A 16,137-nucleotide genomic window follows, 5' to 3' on the forward strand; every position below is an offset into this window, starting at 1 on the left:
AACGAGCGGATGAATAGATAAAAGCAACTACATACTCAATAATTACTGCCCTTGCGTGGTAAAGATATTTTGTTTACTCACATTATATTTACCATCTTCGCTGGCTACTGTTAAAGTAATCGGCGTTTGACCAAACTCAATCACCTCAGGGTCGCCATAAATACTGACTGGCATATCAAAGCTTTCGCCTGCTTCTAATGGCACATCATTAAAGCGTACGCCTAAGCTCAAGCCCTCTTGTGGCTCAAGGCTTATTTTATAAGTGTGTGCACTTTGGGTTTTGTTGGTCAATTTAACGATATAGCTGTTTTCAATCATGCCTTGTTGATTCAATGACGACAACTGATTACGGTCACGGCGAATATCAATCTCTAACGGTACGCGGTCTGTCAATGCATAAACCACACCGCCACAAAGTACCGCAAGCAAGGTTAAATAAGCAAAAAAGCGCGGGCGTAATACACGGCTTGGCTCTTTTTCGACCAATTGCCGCTCTGTGGTATAACGAATCAAGCCACGTGGGTAGCCAACTTTATCCATTACATCATTACAAGCATCGACACAGGCGGCACACTGGATACACGCAACCTGCAAACCATCACGAATATCGATACCTGTTGGGCATACTTGCACACACATCGTACAGTCAATACAGTCGCCTAAATTCTCAGGATGGGTGCCTTTTTTACGGGCGCCGCGAGGTTCACCGCGTTCATAATCATAAGAAACAATCAAGGTATCTTTATCAAACATCACGCTTTGGAAGCGGCCATACGGACAGATTTGGATACACATCTGCTCACGCATGTAGCCTGCATTGACGTAAGTTGAAAAAGCGAAAATAAATATCGATACCCATATCCAAGTTGACCAGTCAGGGAAGGGGATAACACCCCCTAACATTTGCCAACTACTATATAGAGCTTCTGTCCCTGATACATAACTGACAAACGTCATCGCCGTAATCATCGAAAATACAAACCAAATAAAGTAGATTAAGAAACGCTTGAAGACTTTTTTAGCATTCATAGGTTCTTTGTCAAACTTGATGCGTTTATTGCGATCGCCAATCACTATTTTTTCAACGTATTGGAACATATGCGTCCAAATGGTTTGCGGACAGGCATAACCACACCAAACCCGTCCTGCATATACCGTCACCATAAATAGCGCAAACGCCGCAATAAGCGCAAAGACGGCAAGAAAGTAAAAGTCTTGGGTCAGAAACGTCATACCAAAAATATAATAATGCTGCGACGGCACATCGAACCAGATAGCTTGCCTGCCGTTATACCTTATCCACGGTAAAATCAAAAATAATGCCAATAACGCATACATGCTAATCACGCGGATATTTTGGTAAAATCCGGTGATAAATCTAGGGTGAACGCGTTTTTTATTGGCGTTAAGATCCACCTCAACGACAGGAATTTTATTGGATGGTTGTGCTGACATAAACGTGCCTCTTTAAAAAAAGAATCAGTCTGCTGGCATGATGAACAAATACCTTGAATGGCTAGGTATATGGGTGTGCGATGTTATCAATGTCAGTAAGTAGCAAGTCTCATACCAAAAAAAGTATCCGAGCTTGCTACCAAATGAGCGATTGTAAATAAAGGATTAAAATATGCTTAAATAGATGATTCTATAGTGTTTCTACTCGATTGCTATTTTAGCAGTTTCCCTACTATAAATGGGGTGAGAATGTTAAAAAGCAATACTTATCTACAACTTATTGATAGACGAAGAGCATATCACTATTAAGCCTAATAAATATCAAAACCAGTGGTGATAGAGCATAAAACGTATTAAATCTATCAGCAGTTTGATTTTGCGAGTTGCTCGTAGGCAGAATTTATTAATAAAACATAAAACTGATAAATAAGTAAAAAGGGAGAACTGCAATAACAGTCCTCCCTTTGTTAAATACTACTTATTTACGATATACAACTGACTAAATGTGCTTAGTTTGCAACTGCCGTTTCAGGTGTTGCTGCTTTTGGTGCAGCGGCAGAAACAGGCTGCGCTTTAGCAGGCTGAGGCGTTCTGTCTGATAGAGAATAAACATACGCAGCAAGCAGCATAATACGCTCATTACCCAGTTTGGTTTCCCATTCTGGCATCACACCGGCACGGCCATAACGAATGGTATCACGAATACTTTCGCGATCGCCGCCATATAACCAGATGTTATCAGTCAAGTTTGGCGCCCCAGTAGAGATCATACCTTTAGCGTCTTCACCATGACAAAGCACGCAGTTAGTAGGCTCATGGAAAATGGCTTTACCTTGAGCAACTTTAGCTTGGTCAAGCTCATAACCTGGTTGGTTACCAGAGATTGACAAGACATATTCAGCCGCTGCACGCACACCATCTTCACCAAGTTGGTCACGCCAAGCTGCCATACCACCAACACGACCATTATGTAGCGTCGTTAGGATATGTGAAGCTTCACCGCCATATAACCAGTCATTATCGGTTAAGTTAGGGTAGCCTAGCGCACCTTTCGCATTAGAGCCGTGACAGACAGCACAATTCTGTAAGAACAAGCGACTACCGACTTTTAGCGCATTCGGATTTTCAGCAAGTTTTTCAACGTACGGTGCAAGCTCAGCGATTTTTTCATCAATCTCAGTTTGCAGATTCGCAGGTGGTGTTTCACTGCGACGCATGGTTGCTTGCATCTCAGATAGCGTTGCTAGCGTTTTAGTCGCACCGCTAGCATCTGCTTTAGCCAAAATGTTTTGCTCAAAGTTATCGGTAAACACCTTATTATTACTTTCAAGCTCGCTTGCTAACTCGTTATGCGAGGTCCATGGCACGGTTTCGCCATCTACTTCTACAGTCGTGATACCTTCCCATTTTGATGGAAAGATAGCAGGGAAAAATATCCAGTATGCAACAGCCCAAATGATCGAGCCAAAAAATATCACTAACCACCATTTAGGCAGTGGCTTATCGTATTCTTGAATACCGTCGTAAGTGTGCCCAGTAGTACCGTCTTCTTCTACTTCTGGCTTGTATTTCAACACCATTAGTAAGACGCCGAGGATACCCGCCCAACACATAATACTTAGTATGGTGATCCAAGAACTCCAAAAAAATGTCATCGTTTATCCTTATTGCGCTGCTCTTCAGCCAAAGCTTCTTTATCTTTGTCATCAAGCGCAAGTTGTGCATCTTCTTCGAAGCGTTTTTTGTTTTTTGGCGAATACGCCCACCATGCAACGCCCACGAAGGCAATAAAAGCAGAAACGGTCGCAATTGTTTGTAATTCACCAATACCCATTAGCGCTGTCCTTCCATCGCGGTACCCAATTGCTGTAAGTAGGCAACCAGAGCATCAAGCTCAGTGGCGCCAAGTACCGCATCTGGCGCTCCTTCGATATCTTCTTCAGTGTAAGGCACACCAAACTGATCACGGAATAGACGCATTTTAGTTTGCACATTGGTACCGTTTACTTCATTGGTTGCAAGCCAAGGGAAACCAGGCATTACAGATTCAGGTACTAATGAACGTGGATCGATAAGATGTTGTTTTTGCCAATCTTCAGAATAACGTCCACCAACACGTGCCAAGTCAGGACCAGTACGTTTAGAACCCCATAAGAATGGGTGATCCCACGTGGATTCAGCAGCACGTGAGTAAGGTCCATAACGCTCAACTTCCGCACGCAATGGACGCACCATTTGCGTATGACAGACGTGACAGCCTTCACGAATATAGATGTCACGACCTTCAAACTCAAGTGCGGTCCATGGCTCCATGGCGGGAAGGGGAGCGTTTACCCCACCTTCTTCAGGACCCTTGTTATCATAAATCAGCGGTACGATTTCAACGAGCGTTGCAAAGCTAATGGCAATAACAATACCGATAACCAACAAGCCTGTATTTTTTTCAATAATTTCATGCGGTGTACCAGACATGATCGCTCCTTATACGTTAGCTGCCGAAGGTTTATCAACACTAGGTTCATGATCAGTAGGATCTGCGATATCAACAGGCTTACCTTCTGGCATCTTAAGTGTTTTATAAACGTTATAGGCCATAACAACCATACCCGATACATACAATAGGCCACCAAAAGCACGACCAATATATGGGAAATGTGAGAACTCAACGGTATCAACGAAGCTATATACCAACGTACCATCTGGATTGGTCGCAAGCCACATCATGCCTTGGCCGATACCTGAAATCCACATAGAAACGATATAGAAGATAGTACCCGCTGTTGCTAACCAGAAATGCGTGGTGATTAAGCTAATAGAATACATTTTTGGTTTGTTATAGATACGTGGTAACAATACATATAGCGAACCAATGGTAATCATACCAACCCAGCCAAGTGCACCTGAGTGTACGTGACCGACTGTCCAGTCCGTGTTATGCGATAACGCGTTGACGGTCTTAATAGACATCATCGGACCTTCAAACGTTGACATTGCATAGAACGACAATGCCACAATCATAAAGCGAATGATCGGATCGGTACGCAGCTTATCCCAACTGCCTGATAGCGTTAGGACACCGTTAATCATACCGCCCCAAGATGGCGCAAATAGGATGATTGAGAATACCATTGCTAGAGACTGCGTCCAATCTGGAAGCGCTGAATAATGCAAATGGTGACCACCAGCCCACATATATGAAGCAATCAATGCCCAAAAGTGAACGATAGACAAACGATAAGAATAAATAGGACGACCAATCTGAACTGGAACGAAGTAATACATCATCCCAAGGAACGCAGCTGTTAAGTAAAAACCTACCGCATTATGCCCGTACCACCACTGCACCATCGCATCGGTCGCACCGCCAAATAATGAGTAAGATTTAAACGCGCTAACCGGGATGGCCATACTATTTACGATATGCAGTAGAGCAATCGTAATAATAAATGCGCCAAAGAACCAGTTAGCCACATAAATGTGTGAAGTTCTACGTTTGATGAGGGTACCGAAGAACACAATGGCATAAGAAATCCATACCAAAGCAATCAAGATATCGATTGGCCACTCAAGCTCAGCGTATTCCTTGGTCGATGTCAGACCTAAAGGAAGAGTAATCACCGCTGCGACGATAACCGCTTGCCAACCCCAAAAGGTAAACCAAGCTAAATAAGGGGCGAATAGTCTCGTCTTACAGGTACGCTGTACCACGTAATAAGAGGTTGCGAACAGGGCAGAGCCACCGAATGCAAAGATAACCGCGTTAGTGTGTAGCGGTCTTAGACGACTGAATGTCAGCCATGGAATGTCAAAGTTTAGTGCTGGCCATGCTAACTGTGAAGCAATGAACACACCAATACTCATGCCGACGATGCCCCATATCACGGCCATTATCGTAAAGAATCTTACGACAGTGATTTCATACTCACGGTCAATTGGGGCGACTGCTGTGTTTTGTAAACTCATTGGATGATTCCTTTACAGCCCGAATTATCAACAGAATTAACTAACTCTCCGCAGCCTCTATATTATAAAAAATTATAAGCAGATTATGGTTGCGGTACATGTTGTTTTTGCCAAATCTTATTATCGAGACCTTATTTACTATTAAGTCAAACCTACACTAGTTATCAGCGGTTACTGCTGAGTAGAGGGCGGCGATATAAATGCACGGCGCTCACAGCTGGACGATAATAGGATGATTAATAAATAATAAACGGTTAAATTTGATAAGATAATGTGCCTTCCTTGAGCATCAAACATCTATTGAGGCTGAGTATGTATCTTAATTATTACTGCTAAAAAGCCAGTATGAACGAAGATAGATACTGATATTCAATCGGTGATAAAAAACTTATACACCATCAATGTATGCTAGCGGCGGCTGACAAAAACCATGTTTACGTAATGTTTAGTTAAAACTCCCGACTCTGTTTAAGGGTATTGTAACGCAAACCTAATCAAATATCATCAGAACTATGCGCCAAAATACAAACTCTTTGGTAAAAATAGTTATGAACGATATAATCTTTCAGCGTTATACACCTATTTTATACCCAATTTCCCTACTATTCTAGGGGTGAAAAAAGATAGTGCTTTTTGGCGCAAAAAATACAATTAAGCGATGGTTTTGTAACAATAGCAGCATTTGCGCTATAAATAAGTTTTACTTATCATCGAATCGCACCTTATAATGACGCCTTGTATTATCGCTAACCAAGTGCTTTATACTGATATTAACGAATATTTTGAACTTTTAAATAGTGGTTAGGCTTAGCCGTATGCTGGCACAAGCCTACCTTCATAAATAACCTCATAAATAATAGGTATTAAGGATAATAATATGGCAGTTTTTTTGACAGACGAATGGTTTGAGCAAGTTGAGAAAATGGGTCAAGAAGCCGGTGAATTAAATTTACCACCAGCGCTTGCTAATATGGTGGTGAACTTAAAAGTTACCGATACGGAGCAAGATATCGAAGCAAGCTTTGCTGACGGCTTACTGCATCGCGGTTTGAATGATAAGGCAACCACAACCTTATTGTTGGATCGTAGCCTGCTGCAATCTATCATTACCAACTTTGATACCAATGAAATCATGGGCGCTTTTATGGCCGGTAAAATTCGTGTCGAAGGTGATATGTCACAATTGATGGCAGTACAAACCGCGCGCCCAAGTGCGGAGCAAAAAGAGCTTTATAGTAATATCAAGTCAATGACTACTTTAGCTTAATGGCCTGTTTTTCATTTTTGTATCAATAACGTTTATCATAAAAAAAGCCCTTAATATGAATTAAGGGCTTTTTCGTCGGAGAATTTAACAGTAAAGTAACTTCTAAATTAACTGGCTTTTGATTGTTGCGCAGTTGTTTGTGGTTTTTGATTTTCTTTGTAAATCGCCGCTTGTAACCAGATATTCGCCTGTACATAGTCATGCACTTCAATAGCAGCGGTGGCTTCGGTTTTAGGTGCGCCGATACGAATGACAAACGGGTCGGCATCTTGCTCTCGTAGTACCACCACATCAAATAAGATGATGGTCTGGCCATTAAATAGTGTTTCTTGCTTACCGAGTACCTGACCTTGACACCACGCTTCGTCTTCTTGCCCTATGGTATCGCCGAACAAATACGCGCACATATGACCAAGATTAATCTCGACGGGCGCCATTTGTTCTTTGGTCTCTGGCTGCCACGCTTTGATTTGCTCTTGTAAATCAACGGGCATTTTTCCATCGTTGGCGGCGACAATGTCGTTAAAAGCGCGATGGTAGCGAATGGCTTCTTGGTCTTCGACCATAATCACTTCGTCTTGTTCGCTAAGCTTAATCTCATGCGCCCAAGCACTAAAATTCACATAATACGCCATATCCTGCTGATATAAATGACGGTTGGCGGTATAAAGCTGGTCGAAAGCATAAATAATGCTGCCATCAGCGGTGCGTAAGCGTAAGACCGCATCATGGGTATTGTCATTGACAATCATACGTTCAATTTTACACGTCAGCCCATAAGGGCTATCGACACAAGGGTAGGCATTAATAAAGCATTCAGGCTTGCTATCTTTCATCGCCAGCACTTGATTGATATGACAAGGCTGGTCTTCAGATAGCAATAAACAGCTGTCTTTGGCACTGACATTGCTGTTAAGCCCTTTCGGCATAGCAGCTTTTTCAATCATCTTTTGCAGCCATTCTGGCACGTCTTGACTCATGTCATCGGTCAAAATGCGCCAATGATCGGCGTGACCGGCAGACTGCTCGTCAGATAGAATGATTTTGGTGGGGGATTGGATATTTTTATATTGATAATTAATGGTCATGAATATACTCAAACTTAAGTCAGCCATGAGGTTTGGGTCTAAAACTGTGATTGCTGACCATTATCCAATATATGAGCGGATTGGTTTATGATAACCAGCAATGTCGTCAGTAAAGAGGCAGCAAACAACAATGAGGGGTTAATGACAATTGTCCTTAGCATACAATATATAGGTATAGACGCAACTAATAGCAAGCCCCTCGCGAAAAATAATATGAAAAGTTGAATTTTTATTAAAAAATACTGGCAGTTTGCGCTAATGACTGGCACATATAAGTCAAATTGTGTCAAACTAGCTCCCTTTTGACAGCGGTATTTTGCTGCTCATAATCCCCTGTTTTTTGTTCGATTGATATGTTTTTGCGGCAACAGCCTTAGTGAGTGTCATACTAAAAGGCGGTTGCTGCATTGGATTTTATAACATAAATAAAGTCGCACGTAGATAAGATAAAGAGTTTGAATATGTTTCGTCCTTTAGCGTTATTTATCGGCTTACGGTACACCCGAGCAGAGCGTAGTAATGGTTTTATTTCCTTTATATCGCTGATTTCAATGATTGGACTGACGCTTGGCGTGGCGGTACTGATTACGGTGCTATCGGTCATGAATGGTTTTGATCGCGAGCTCAAAACGCGTATTTTGGGTATGGTGCCACAAGCGACGGTTATTTCAACCGAGATTATCGGTGATTGGAAAGAGGTAGCTGGTAAAATTAAAGAAGATCCCGAAGTTGCTGCCGTCGCACCCTTTATTCAGCTGCAAGGTATGCTGACCTCCAACGGTCAAGTGGCTGGGATTATGGTCACCGGCGTTGATCCAGAGTATGAGAAAAACGTTTCTATCATCAACGAGCACATGGTAGAAGGCAGTATTGATACACTGCAAAACGGTGAATTCAGTATTGTTCTTGGTGAAGAGATGGTGCAATCGTTGGGGCTGCGCTTAGGCGATAAAGTGACGTTGGTATTGCCAGAAGCGTCGCCATCACCAGCGGGTGTGATACCGCGCTTCAAGCGTTTTACTTTGACAGGTATTTTTACCATCAGTCCCGAGGTAGATAGCTTAATGGCGTTTATTCCGATGGGTGATGCGGCAAAATTACTGCGTCTACCAGAGGGCGCGCAGGGTATTCGTATGAAGCTTGACGATATCTTTAACGCACCGATGGCGGCCCAAAAAGCAGCAGCTATTGCGCCTAACAAGCTTTATCCTAGCGATTGGACGCAAACGCACGGCAACTTATTTGGTGCCATCCAAATGGAAAAAGCCATGGTTGGCTTGCTGCTGTTTTTAATTATCCTTGTAGCCGCTTTCAATATCGTTTCAAGTTTGGTGATGCTAGTCACTGACAAAAAAGCAGACATTGCTATTTTAAAAACCTTTGGCGCTTCACCGCGTCTGATTACCCATGTGTTTATGGTACAGGGCATCGTTATCGGCTTTATTGGTACCATTGCGGGCACGATACTTGGTGTTATCTTTGCCCTGACCGTCAGTGATATTTTGGGCTTTATCAATCAAACCTTTGGCCTCAATTTGTTTGATGCTTACTTTGTAAATTATCTGCCATCGCAGCTGCGTTTGACCGATGTGGTGCTGATTACCAGTGCATCATTTATACTGAGCTTTTTGGCGACCATTTATCCAGCGCGCCGAGCGGCGAAAATTCAGCCTGCGCAAACGTTGCGTTACGAGTAGTCTACAGGCGTCAATCGTCAATGCTATGATAAATAAAACAAAGGAAGTACCATGTCTGAAATTTTAAAAGCGACCAATATTAATAAAATTTATGATGAAGGGGCGGTGAGCACGCAAGTATTGACCGGTCTGGATTTGACCGTCAATGCTGGTGAGCGCATTGCGATTGTCGGTACCAGTGGTTCGGGAAAAAGTACCTTGCTGCATTTACTCGGCGGACTTGATACCCCAAGTAGCGGGGAGGTTTGGCTACACGGGCAGCTATTAAATAGTATGAATGAGACCGAGCGCGGGGCGATGCGTAATAAACACTTGGGGTTTATTTATCAGTTTCACCATTTGTTAGCCGAATTTACCGCGGTTGAAAACGTTGCTATGCCGCTACTGATGCGCCCAAAAGTATCGACGACCGAGGCACGTCAACAAGCAATAGATATTTTAAAAAGTGTCGGTTTGGAGCATCGTTTGGCGCACAGACCCGGTGAGCTATCAGGCGGTGAGCGTCAACGTGTGGCGATTGCTCGCGCGCTTGTGACCAAACCATCACTTATTTTGGCTGATGAGCCGACTGGTAATTTGGATTATGACAACGCGCAAAGCGTATTTGGGCTGTTATCCGAGCTTCAAAGCACCATGCAAACCGCGCTATTGATGGTGACGCATGACCGTAGTTTGGCAGCCCTTGCTGACCGTCAGCTCCTGCTCCGTAATGGACATTGGGAAGATTACTAAAGGCGTCATTTTTAATACTTTTTTCCAATAAACTGTAGAATTGCTGTTACTGATAATCAGCATGATACGATTAGGCTTTTTTATAAAAGCTACTGACTATAAAAATTACTGATAAAAGCAACTCAAAAAACAGACTGTATCTAGCAAACTTAACGAATAGATAAAATCATAACTAAAATGCTAAATAAGGAATAATGAAATGGATAAAAATGATGATCCGATTGAAGCGTTTGGCAGTGCTGAAGAAGGTAACGAACCACTAAAGCCTTATATGGATCCGACGCTGTTTAACACCATTGATAGACAAGCACAAATAGACTTACTGACGCCGGTTTTTGACTCAATTACTTTAGCGGGTGCAGATTACGATTTAAAGGCACAAGATAGCGCCACGGGAAAACGTTATACGCTGCTAAAAGATGAGAAGGTGATAGATATCTTTGTGATGGATAATAATCTGGCTGATAATGTTAAAAACGCTATCGACAAGCATAAAGAGGAAGAAGGCGAGTTATAAGGTCGCTTACGAATTGGGTAATGATTTTATAAGATATTTCCAACTTTATAAAATGCTGCTATTTTTATAAGATGACTGACGTGGCAAGATCGATTATTAATAATTAAGGCTATTCATGCTTGCTGGTTTTTTCAGCAGAGTCTTTCTGACGTTTTTGCCAGCTGGTGACAGTTTTATAGCGCCAGATGGCTTTAAACGCCAGTCCACAGACAATACTGCTGATGACCGCTAAAATTGTTAATCCTAGACAAAAAGCGGCGATAGATACCGTACCTTTATAAGTAATAAAAGGATTGGCGCCATCAGAGATAATCCATAAGGTAAAATCTGAAATCATGCGACCGATAATGCGCAAGCTAATCATCGGCACATCAAGGATTTTGGCACCGATATAGTAGCCAGCATAAAACACCGGCAGAGTCGTCAGCGGGTTAGTAATCCAAGTCAGACCAAGCGCCATCGGCACATTGGCACGAAAAATAAGCGCGCCGATTAAGGCCAGCAACATCTGTCCTGGCAACGGGAAAAATGCGCTGAGCACGCCTATATAAACCGCTTTATTTAAACTATGGCGATTAAAATGCCATAAACGCGGGTCGGCAAGTTGCGGCGCAAATAGTTTTAATGAGCGACTTTCTAAGATTTTTTCAGGGGTAGGGAGTAGGTCTTTTAGACGTTTGTTTGGCACAGAATCGCCTTTACATGTTAACTTCAACCCGCTCAATCATATTGATGGGCTGATATACAGTGATATTATTAATAAAAAATATAGCTATAAATGTTATCAGAAAAGCGGCTAGATAATGTTGAATAATCACTATTGCAATATTTCTGGTAAGTATAGGGTAATAGCCACATAAATGCCATCGCTTGACGGTTTGCGCACTTGGTGGTTGGTTCAATGTTTAGAACGGTCATTATCCATCATGCAAATTATATGCAATGGACGAGCTATCAAGCAAGCGAGGAGCGCTGGTGTACTGGTTAATTGGTAGCTTGATAATCATCGTTATGATGGGGGTTTTGGCCGTCGCGGATACTATTCCGCTGCCTATTGGCTCCTTATTACCAGACCTCAGCACATCTTCTATCTTGCCGTTATTATTAATGGCTTTGACCATTGTTCTGCTATTTATCAATCAGCGTTACATTGCGCTTGCACCCTCGATTGACGCTAAAAAAGGGGTTTCTAAAAATTCCTCTGCTCAAAATCTTGCTGTTCAAAATTCTGCTAAAACCCCATCTTCTACATCACCATTACTCTATAAATTTGCTCATTATTTATTAACGACAGTATTAGCGTTAGCGCTGATTACTGGTAGTGGGCTGCTCGCTTTGATAAGTCAGCAACAGGCGCAAAGTAATGCCATCAAACAAACTGTGCGCGTGCAAGCGTTGGTGAGCATCGAAGGCATCAGTGATAGTGTCTATGATGACGCAAGTAATAGTGGCTATCGGCAGGTTGCTACCATTAGCCATATATCGCCTTTACTGTCCGAGCTAACGTCGCAGGATTTGGACAAACTGAGCGTAAATTACAATGCCAATTATAAAGAGGTGACTGATAATAGCCTAAGCAATAAAGAAAATAACTTAAACGGAGATAATTTCGAATATTTCGAAAATAAACAATATCGTATACTGCTAAATGCTTATCCAAAAAAATCTTTCTCTAAAAAGCCGCTACCTAAAAAATCTTCTAAAAAAAGTACTGACAATAAATCGGAGACTATAGATTTAAATGATTTGCAGCCAGGTGATCAGTTATTGATGACTTTGACGCTAGCCCCACTTGCTAACTCTGAGCAAGCGCTGAACAATCCAACGGGGTTTGATAGTTATCGGTGGTTGCGAGGGCGACATATCGATGGGGTTGCCACGATATTAGCGACCAGCACTTCAACTATTCCGTTTAATGACTCAGCAGCATTGTCTACAGCGGACAATTCTTATCTATACCGTTTGCGTACCGCTATCGACCAAGGACGTTGGCAGCTACGTCAGCATTTTTATCAAGATTGGGCAGCGCAAACTACCGCACAGCAGCAAGCAAAAGCGGTGACTTTGAGTTTGCTGACCGGTGATCGCAGTTTAATCAATCGCGATACCAAAGATTTATATCAACTGGCAGGCATTTCTCATTTATTGGCCATCTCAGGGACCCATGTTTTATTTTTAGCGATTGTATTAGCGGGATTGGTAGCGTTATTGCTGAATCGTTTTTATCCCTCTCTCTATCGTCATGTCCCGCGCTGGCAAGTACGCTGGTGGGTCATGATGAGCGCGGCTTTTATTTATGCCTTATTTACTGGGTTTGATGTACCTGCTGCGCGTACCGCATGGATGTTATTAGCGATAGGGTTGATACGCTTAACGCTATTGCCAATTAGTACCATGCGTATATTGTTGGCGCTGGCGATATTGATGGCATGGTTTGACCCGTATGTGTTGTGGCAAGCAGGATATTGGCTGTCTTTTATAGCGGTAGCCCTGCTATTAAAGTACGAAGATAGCTCAGGACAATGGAGTCAAACAGAGTCTGCAAGCTTAACGACCACGAACTCTAATGACAATAAAAATGCGAAGATAATTCAACGCTTATGGCTAGGGTTTAAAAGGTTGTTTAAGTTACAGTTTTGGCTATTTATCGCGCTATTACCCATAACCTTATTGTTATTCGGTAAGGCATCACTGTTAGGGCTTATCGTTAATCTCTTTGCCATCGGCTTATTTGGTTGGGTGATTGTACCGCTAAATTTACTGGCTGGGCTATGCTATCTTATCGCGCCTGCGCTAGCTGATACTATTTGGGCACTGGTGATTGCTCTCGTCGCTTATTTACACGAGCTCATTACGTGGCTAACGGCGTTACCGATATTCTCAGAGGTATGGCTTTATACGCCAGTGAATATGGCAATTTTGCTGATGGTATTATTGGCGATGTTGCCGTGGCTATTACCGCGTGGCCTTATCAGTCGTTGGCTCGCGCTAGCGCCGTTAACGCTACTGGTTATGACGGTATACGCCAATCAGCAGTCGTTAACCATGACTCCGACTCTCTATATTCTGCCAACGGGCGACCAATATTTAAGCGCGGCGGTGCTACAATACCCTGTGCTAAATAATGAAGATAATAAGACAAACGTTAGCTGGTTAATTTTAGCCGATCATAGGCCTTATGATACTCGTACGATGCCAAGCACGCTAACCGCTGACAAGCTATCTGCGACATTAGAGCAACAACTACGCAGCTTATCTATCAAGCGTCTAGAAGGTATGGTAGTCCAAAGCAGTAGCGCGGCCTTGACGACATCTTTAGCGACATTGACAAATAACAACCGTCAGTCATTGCAGCCGACCATCTATAAGCCAAACGACTCCGAGCTGCTACCAATGACCGTCGCTGAGTTAAGTCAACGTCTCCCAACCGCTCAGTATTGGCAAGCCGGGCGTAGTGAGCGTTGGCCCGAGCTCCAGCGCGCTTATCAACTGACCAGTCAATCTGGTAAAAATAAAACTCAGGCAACCATCAGTGCCCAAGCTTGTGAGCAAGGTAAAACCTGGCAACTCGCCAATGGTGATTTAACGTTGCAAGCTATCACAGGTTGGAGCAAAATAAACGATGCCAGTGTCTGGGACTGTACGCTTGAACTTGACAGTCGATTACCTATTCACGTGATAAACTACAATGCTGCTGACCCGCTTAAATCATTAGCTACTAAAGTACAAACACTTCAGTCCGATAACAAAGCGCAACCTTCTCAGATTAAAAATGCTCAATCACGTTTGATTTTAAATGTCGATACCCATCCGCGCGTGTGGCAAATGTGGGCGTTATTATGTGCGATTGAACCGAATGCTAAAAATGACACTTTAAAAAACTCATTAAACAACACCTTAGGTAATGTCATAAACAGCACAACATGGCTTGGACATAGTGCCTCGCATATCTCTACTGAGGTAATAACTCAGCAACAAATCCATGAGATAATCACTTATGATAATAAGCCACTAGATGCCGCTCTAGCTTTTGAGGCCGATAGTAAGGATTAACCTTATAATCTGACTTATTGGTATTATCCTTATAAAATACTTCGCTCCTATAACCTGTCGCCTTTATAATATCAAGCTATTTCACAGTTCTGCTATTGAACCATGAGCGAAATGCCACCATACTTAGTAGCTTATTCAACTTTATCAAAGCGCTATAAAAGCATTGATACAAGTAAAAATAGCTATCACGCTTTTGCTATATCAAGTTTTTAGTTCTCTCTTTTATCGTTTTACATTGTTTCTGACTTAGGAAGTTATATGCCCAACTGGCCACCAGACCCTAACAAACGTCCTGACAACTCGGCCAACCAGCCAGCGCCGCTGCAGCAGCAAAATCAGCCGAGTGGACAAGAGTGGCGACTGCTTGAAAATACGTTATTAGCCAGTGTGGTTGAGCAGCGCCGCGCCCGTCGCTGGAGTATTTTCTTTAAGCTATTGACCTTTGGTTATATTTTATTGATATTTTTGACCATTGGTCGCGGTTGTAGTACCAAAACACCGTCCGGGCTTGAAGGCGTTGATACCAGTAAGCCGCATTTGGCGGTGGTTGAAATCCAAGGAACGATTAGTAGTGGTGATGTCGCCAATGCTTACGATGTTAATGAGGCCTTAACTCGCGCTTTTGAAAACAGTAATGCCAAAGCCGTGGCGCTTGACATCAACTCGCCCGGCGGCTCACCCGTACAGTCTGATGAAATCTGGCAGACGATGATGGATTTGCGTCAAGAATATCCTGACAAAAAACTCTATGCGGTGATTGGTGATATGGGTGCTTCGGGCGCTTATTATATCGCTTCAGCTGCGGATGAGATTTATGTCAATCCATCAAGCTTAGTCGGTTCGATTGGCGTAATTATGCCAAGCTATAATATCGAAGGCTTAATGGATAAATTTGGCGTTAAAGACCGCACCATTACCGCAGGCGAGTATAAAGATATTTTAAGCTTGTCACGTCCGCTGACTGACTATGAAGAGCAGCATGTCGAAAAAGTGCTGGACAATACTCATAAGCACTTTATCAATGCGGTCAAAGAAGGTCGCGGCGATCGTCTAAAAAATCCTGAGGAAAATAAACTGTTTTCAGGGCTATTTTGGACCGGTGAGCAGTCGATTGAGCTTGGCTTAGCTGACAAAAAGGGCAGTATTTCGACTTTAGAGAAGAAGTTGAAGCTTGATAACGTCGTTAATTATACGCCAACCGACCCATTTAGCTTGTTTATGGATCGCTTTGCCGTTAAGTTAGGCGCCGGTCTTGGTTCAAGTATCAAGCTTGACGTGTTACCACAAGAAGAGGGTCAAGCGCAGATGCGCTAAGCGCTTTATATTTTAGATTTAATGTGTATGATTGTTAGGGCTGAGTATATG

Annotated in this window: 13 protein-coding genes; 6 read left to right on the forward strand and 7 right to left on the reverse strand. The window is 42.8% G+C overall.

Features of this window, described 5'->3' with window-relative positions; all coding sequences use genetic code 11:
• Positions 1–42 precede the first annotated feature (42 nt).
• From ccoG to ccoN, 5 genes are all read right to left on the reverse strand, one after another.
• Complete coding sequence (gene ccoG / locus AB8P72_RS04215; RefSeq protein WP_369958073.1) at positions 43–1,455, reverse strand: cytochrome c oxidase accessory protein CcoG; 1,413 nt, start codon at positions 1,453–1,455, stop codon at positions 43–45.
• A gap of 509 nt (positions 1,456–1,964) precedes the next feature.
• On the reverse strand, positions 1,965–3,110 hold the full coding sequence (gene ccoP / locus AB8P72_RS04220; RefSeq protein ID WP_369958074.1) for a cytochrome-c oxidase, cbb3-type subunit III: 1,146 nt from the start codon (positions 3,108–3,110) through the stop codon (positions 1,965–1,967).
• Positions 3,107–3,289: a CcoQ/FixQ family Cbb3-type cytochrome c oxidase assembly chaperone gene (locus AB8P72_RS04225; RefSeq protein WP_068408133.1), complete on the reverse strand. Its 183-nt coding sequence runs from the start codon at positions 3,287–3,289 to the stop codon at positions 3,107–3,109. The genes ccoP and AB8P72_RS04225 overlap by 4 nt, the downstream gene beginning before the upstream one ends.
• Positions 3,289–3,927: a cytochrome-c oxidase, cbb3-type subunit II gene (gene ccoO, locus AB8P72_RS04230; RefSeq protein ID WP_068408135.1), complete on the reverse strand. Its 639-nt coding sequence runs from the start codon at positions 3,925–3,927 to the stop codon at positions 3,289–3,291. The genes AB8P72_RS04225 and ccoO overlap by 1 nt, the downstream gene beginning before the upstream one ends.
• 9 nt (positions 3,928–3,936) lie before the next feature.
• The gene (ccoN, locus tag AB8P72_RS04235) at positions 3,937–5,418 is read right to left on the reverse strand and encodes a cytochrome-c oxidase, cbb3-type subunit I (protein ID WP_068408137.1); all 1,482 of its coding nucleotides are present in this window, start codon (positions 5,416–5,418) and stop codon (positions 3,937–3,939) included.
• A gap of 877 nt (positions 5,419–6,295) precedes the next feature.
• On the opposite strand from ccoN, the gene AB8P72_RS04240 reads away from it, so the two are divergent.
• Entirely contained in the window at positions 6,296–6,685 is a 390-nt protein-coding gene (locus tag AB8P72_RS04240; RefSeq protein WP_068408139.1) for an SCP2 sterol-binding domain-containing protein, read from the forward strand.
• A gap of 107 nt (positions 6,686–6,792) precedes the next feature.
• Here AB8P72_RS04240 and AB8P72_RS04245 read toward each other — a convergent pair whose 3' ends face one another.
• Positions 6,793–7,773, reverse strand: coding sequence for a hypothetical protein (locus AB8P72_RS04245; RefSeq protein WP_369958075.1), 981 nt, complete (start codon positions 7,771–7,773; stop codon positions 6,793–6,795).
• A gap of 461 nt (positions 7,774–8,234) precedes the next feature.
• Between AB8P72_RS04245 and AB8P72_RS04250 the strand changes: the two genes are divergently transcribed.
• The 3 genes from AB8P72_RS04250 to AB8P72_RS04260 all read left to right on the forward strand — a co-directional run bounded on the left by AB8P72_RS04250 (position 8,235) and on the right by AB8P72_RS04260 (position 10,719).
• Positions 8,235–9,470 carry a lipoprotein-releasing ABC transporter permease subunit gene (locus AB8P72_RS04250; RefSeq protein WP_369958076.1) on the forward strand — a complete coding sequence of 412 codons (1,236 nt, stop codon included), beginning with the start codon at positions 8,235–8,237 and terminating at the stop codon, positions 9,468–9,470.
• A 51-nt stretch (positions 9,471–9,521) separates the two neighbouring features.
• Complete coding sequence (gene lolD / locus AB8P72_RS04255; protein WP_068408142.1) at positions 9,522–10,202, forward strand: lipoprotein-releasing ABC transporter ATP-binding protein LolD; 681 nt, start codon at positions 9,522–9,524, stop codon at positions 10,200–10,202.
• 199 nt (positions 10,203–10,401) lie between these two features.
• Positions 10,402–10,719, forward strand: coding sequence for a hypothetical protein (locus AB8P72_RS04260; protein WP_288726713.1), 318 nt, complete (start codon positions 10,402–10,404; stop codon positions 10,717–10,719).
• Positions 10,720–10,828: 109 nt separating this feature from the next.
• Here AB8P72_RS04260 and AB8P72_RS04265 read toward each other — a convergent pair whose 3' ends face one another.
• The gene (locus tag AB8P72_RS04265) at positions 10,829–11,407 is read right to left on the reverse strand and encodes a DUF2062 domain-containing protein (RefSeq protein ID WP_223808538.1); all 579 of its coding nucleotides are present in this window, start codon (positions 11,405–11,407) and stop codon (positions 10,829–10,831) included.
• Positions 11,408–11,694: 287 nt separating this feature from the next.
• Here AB8P72_RS04265 and AB8P72_RS04270 point away from each other — a divergent pair, with 287 nt between their 5' ends.
• Both AB8P72_RS04270 and sppA read left to right on the forward strand, forming a co-directional pair.
• Positions 11,695–14,772 (forward strand): ComEC/Rec2 family competence protein, encoded by a 3,078-nt coding sequence (locus AB8P72_RS04270; protein ID WP_369958077.1) that lies wholly within the window; start codon positions 11,695–11,697, stop codon positions 14,770–14,772.
• 258 nt (positions 14,773–15,030) lie between these two features.
• A complete protein-coding gene (gene sppA / locus AB8P72_RS04275) occupies positions 15,031–16,086 on the forward strand; it encodes a signal peptide peptidase SppA (RefSeq protein WP_198327924.1) in 1,056 nt (351 codons plus the stop codon).
• Positions 16,087–16,137 lie beyond the last annotated feature (51 nt).

The sequence above is a fragment of the Psychrobacter sp. CLB018 genome, assembly GCF_041222815.1.
Taxonomy (GTDB): Bacteria; Pseudomonadota; Gammaproteobacteria; order Pseudomonadales; family Moraxellaceae; genus Psychrobacter; species Psychrobacter faecalis.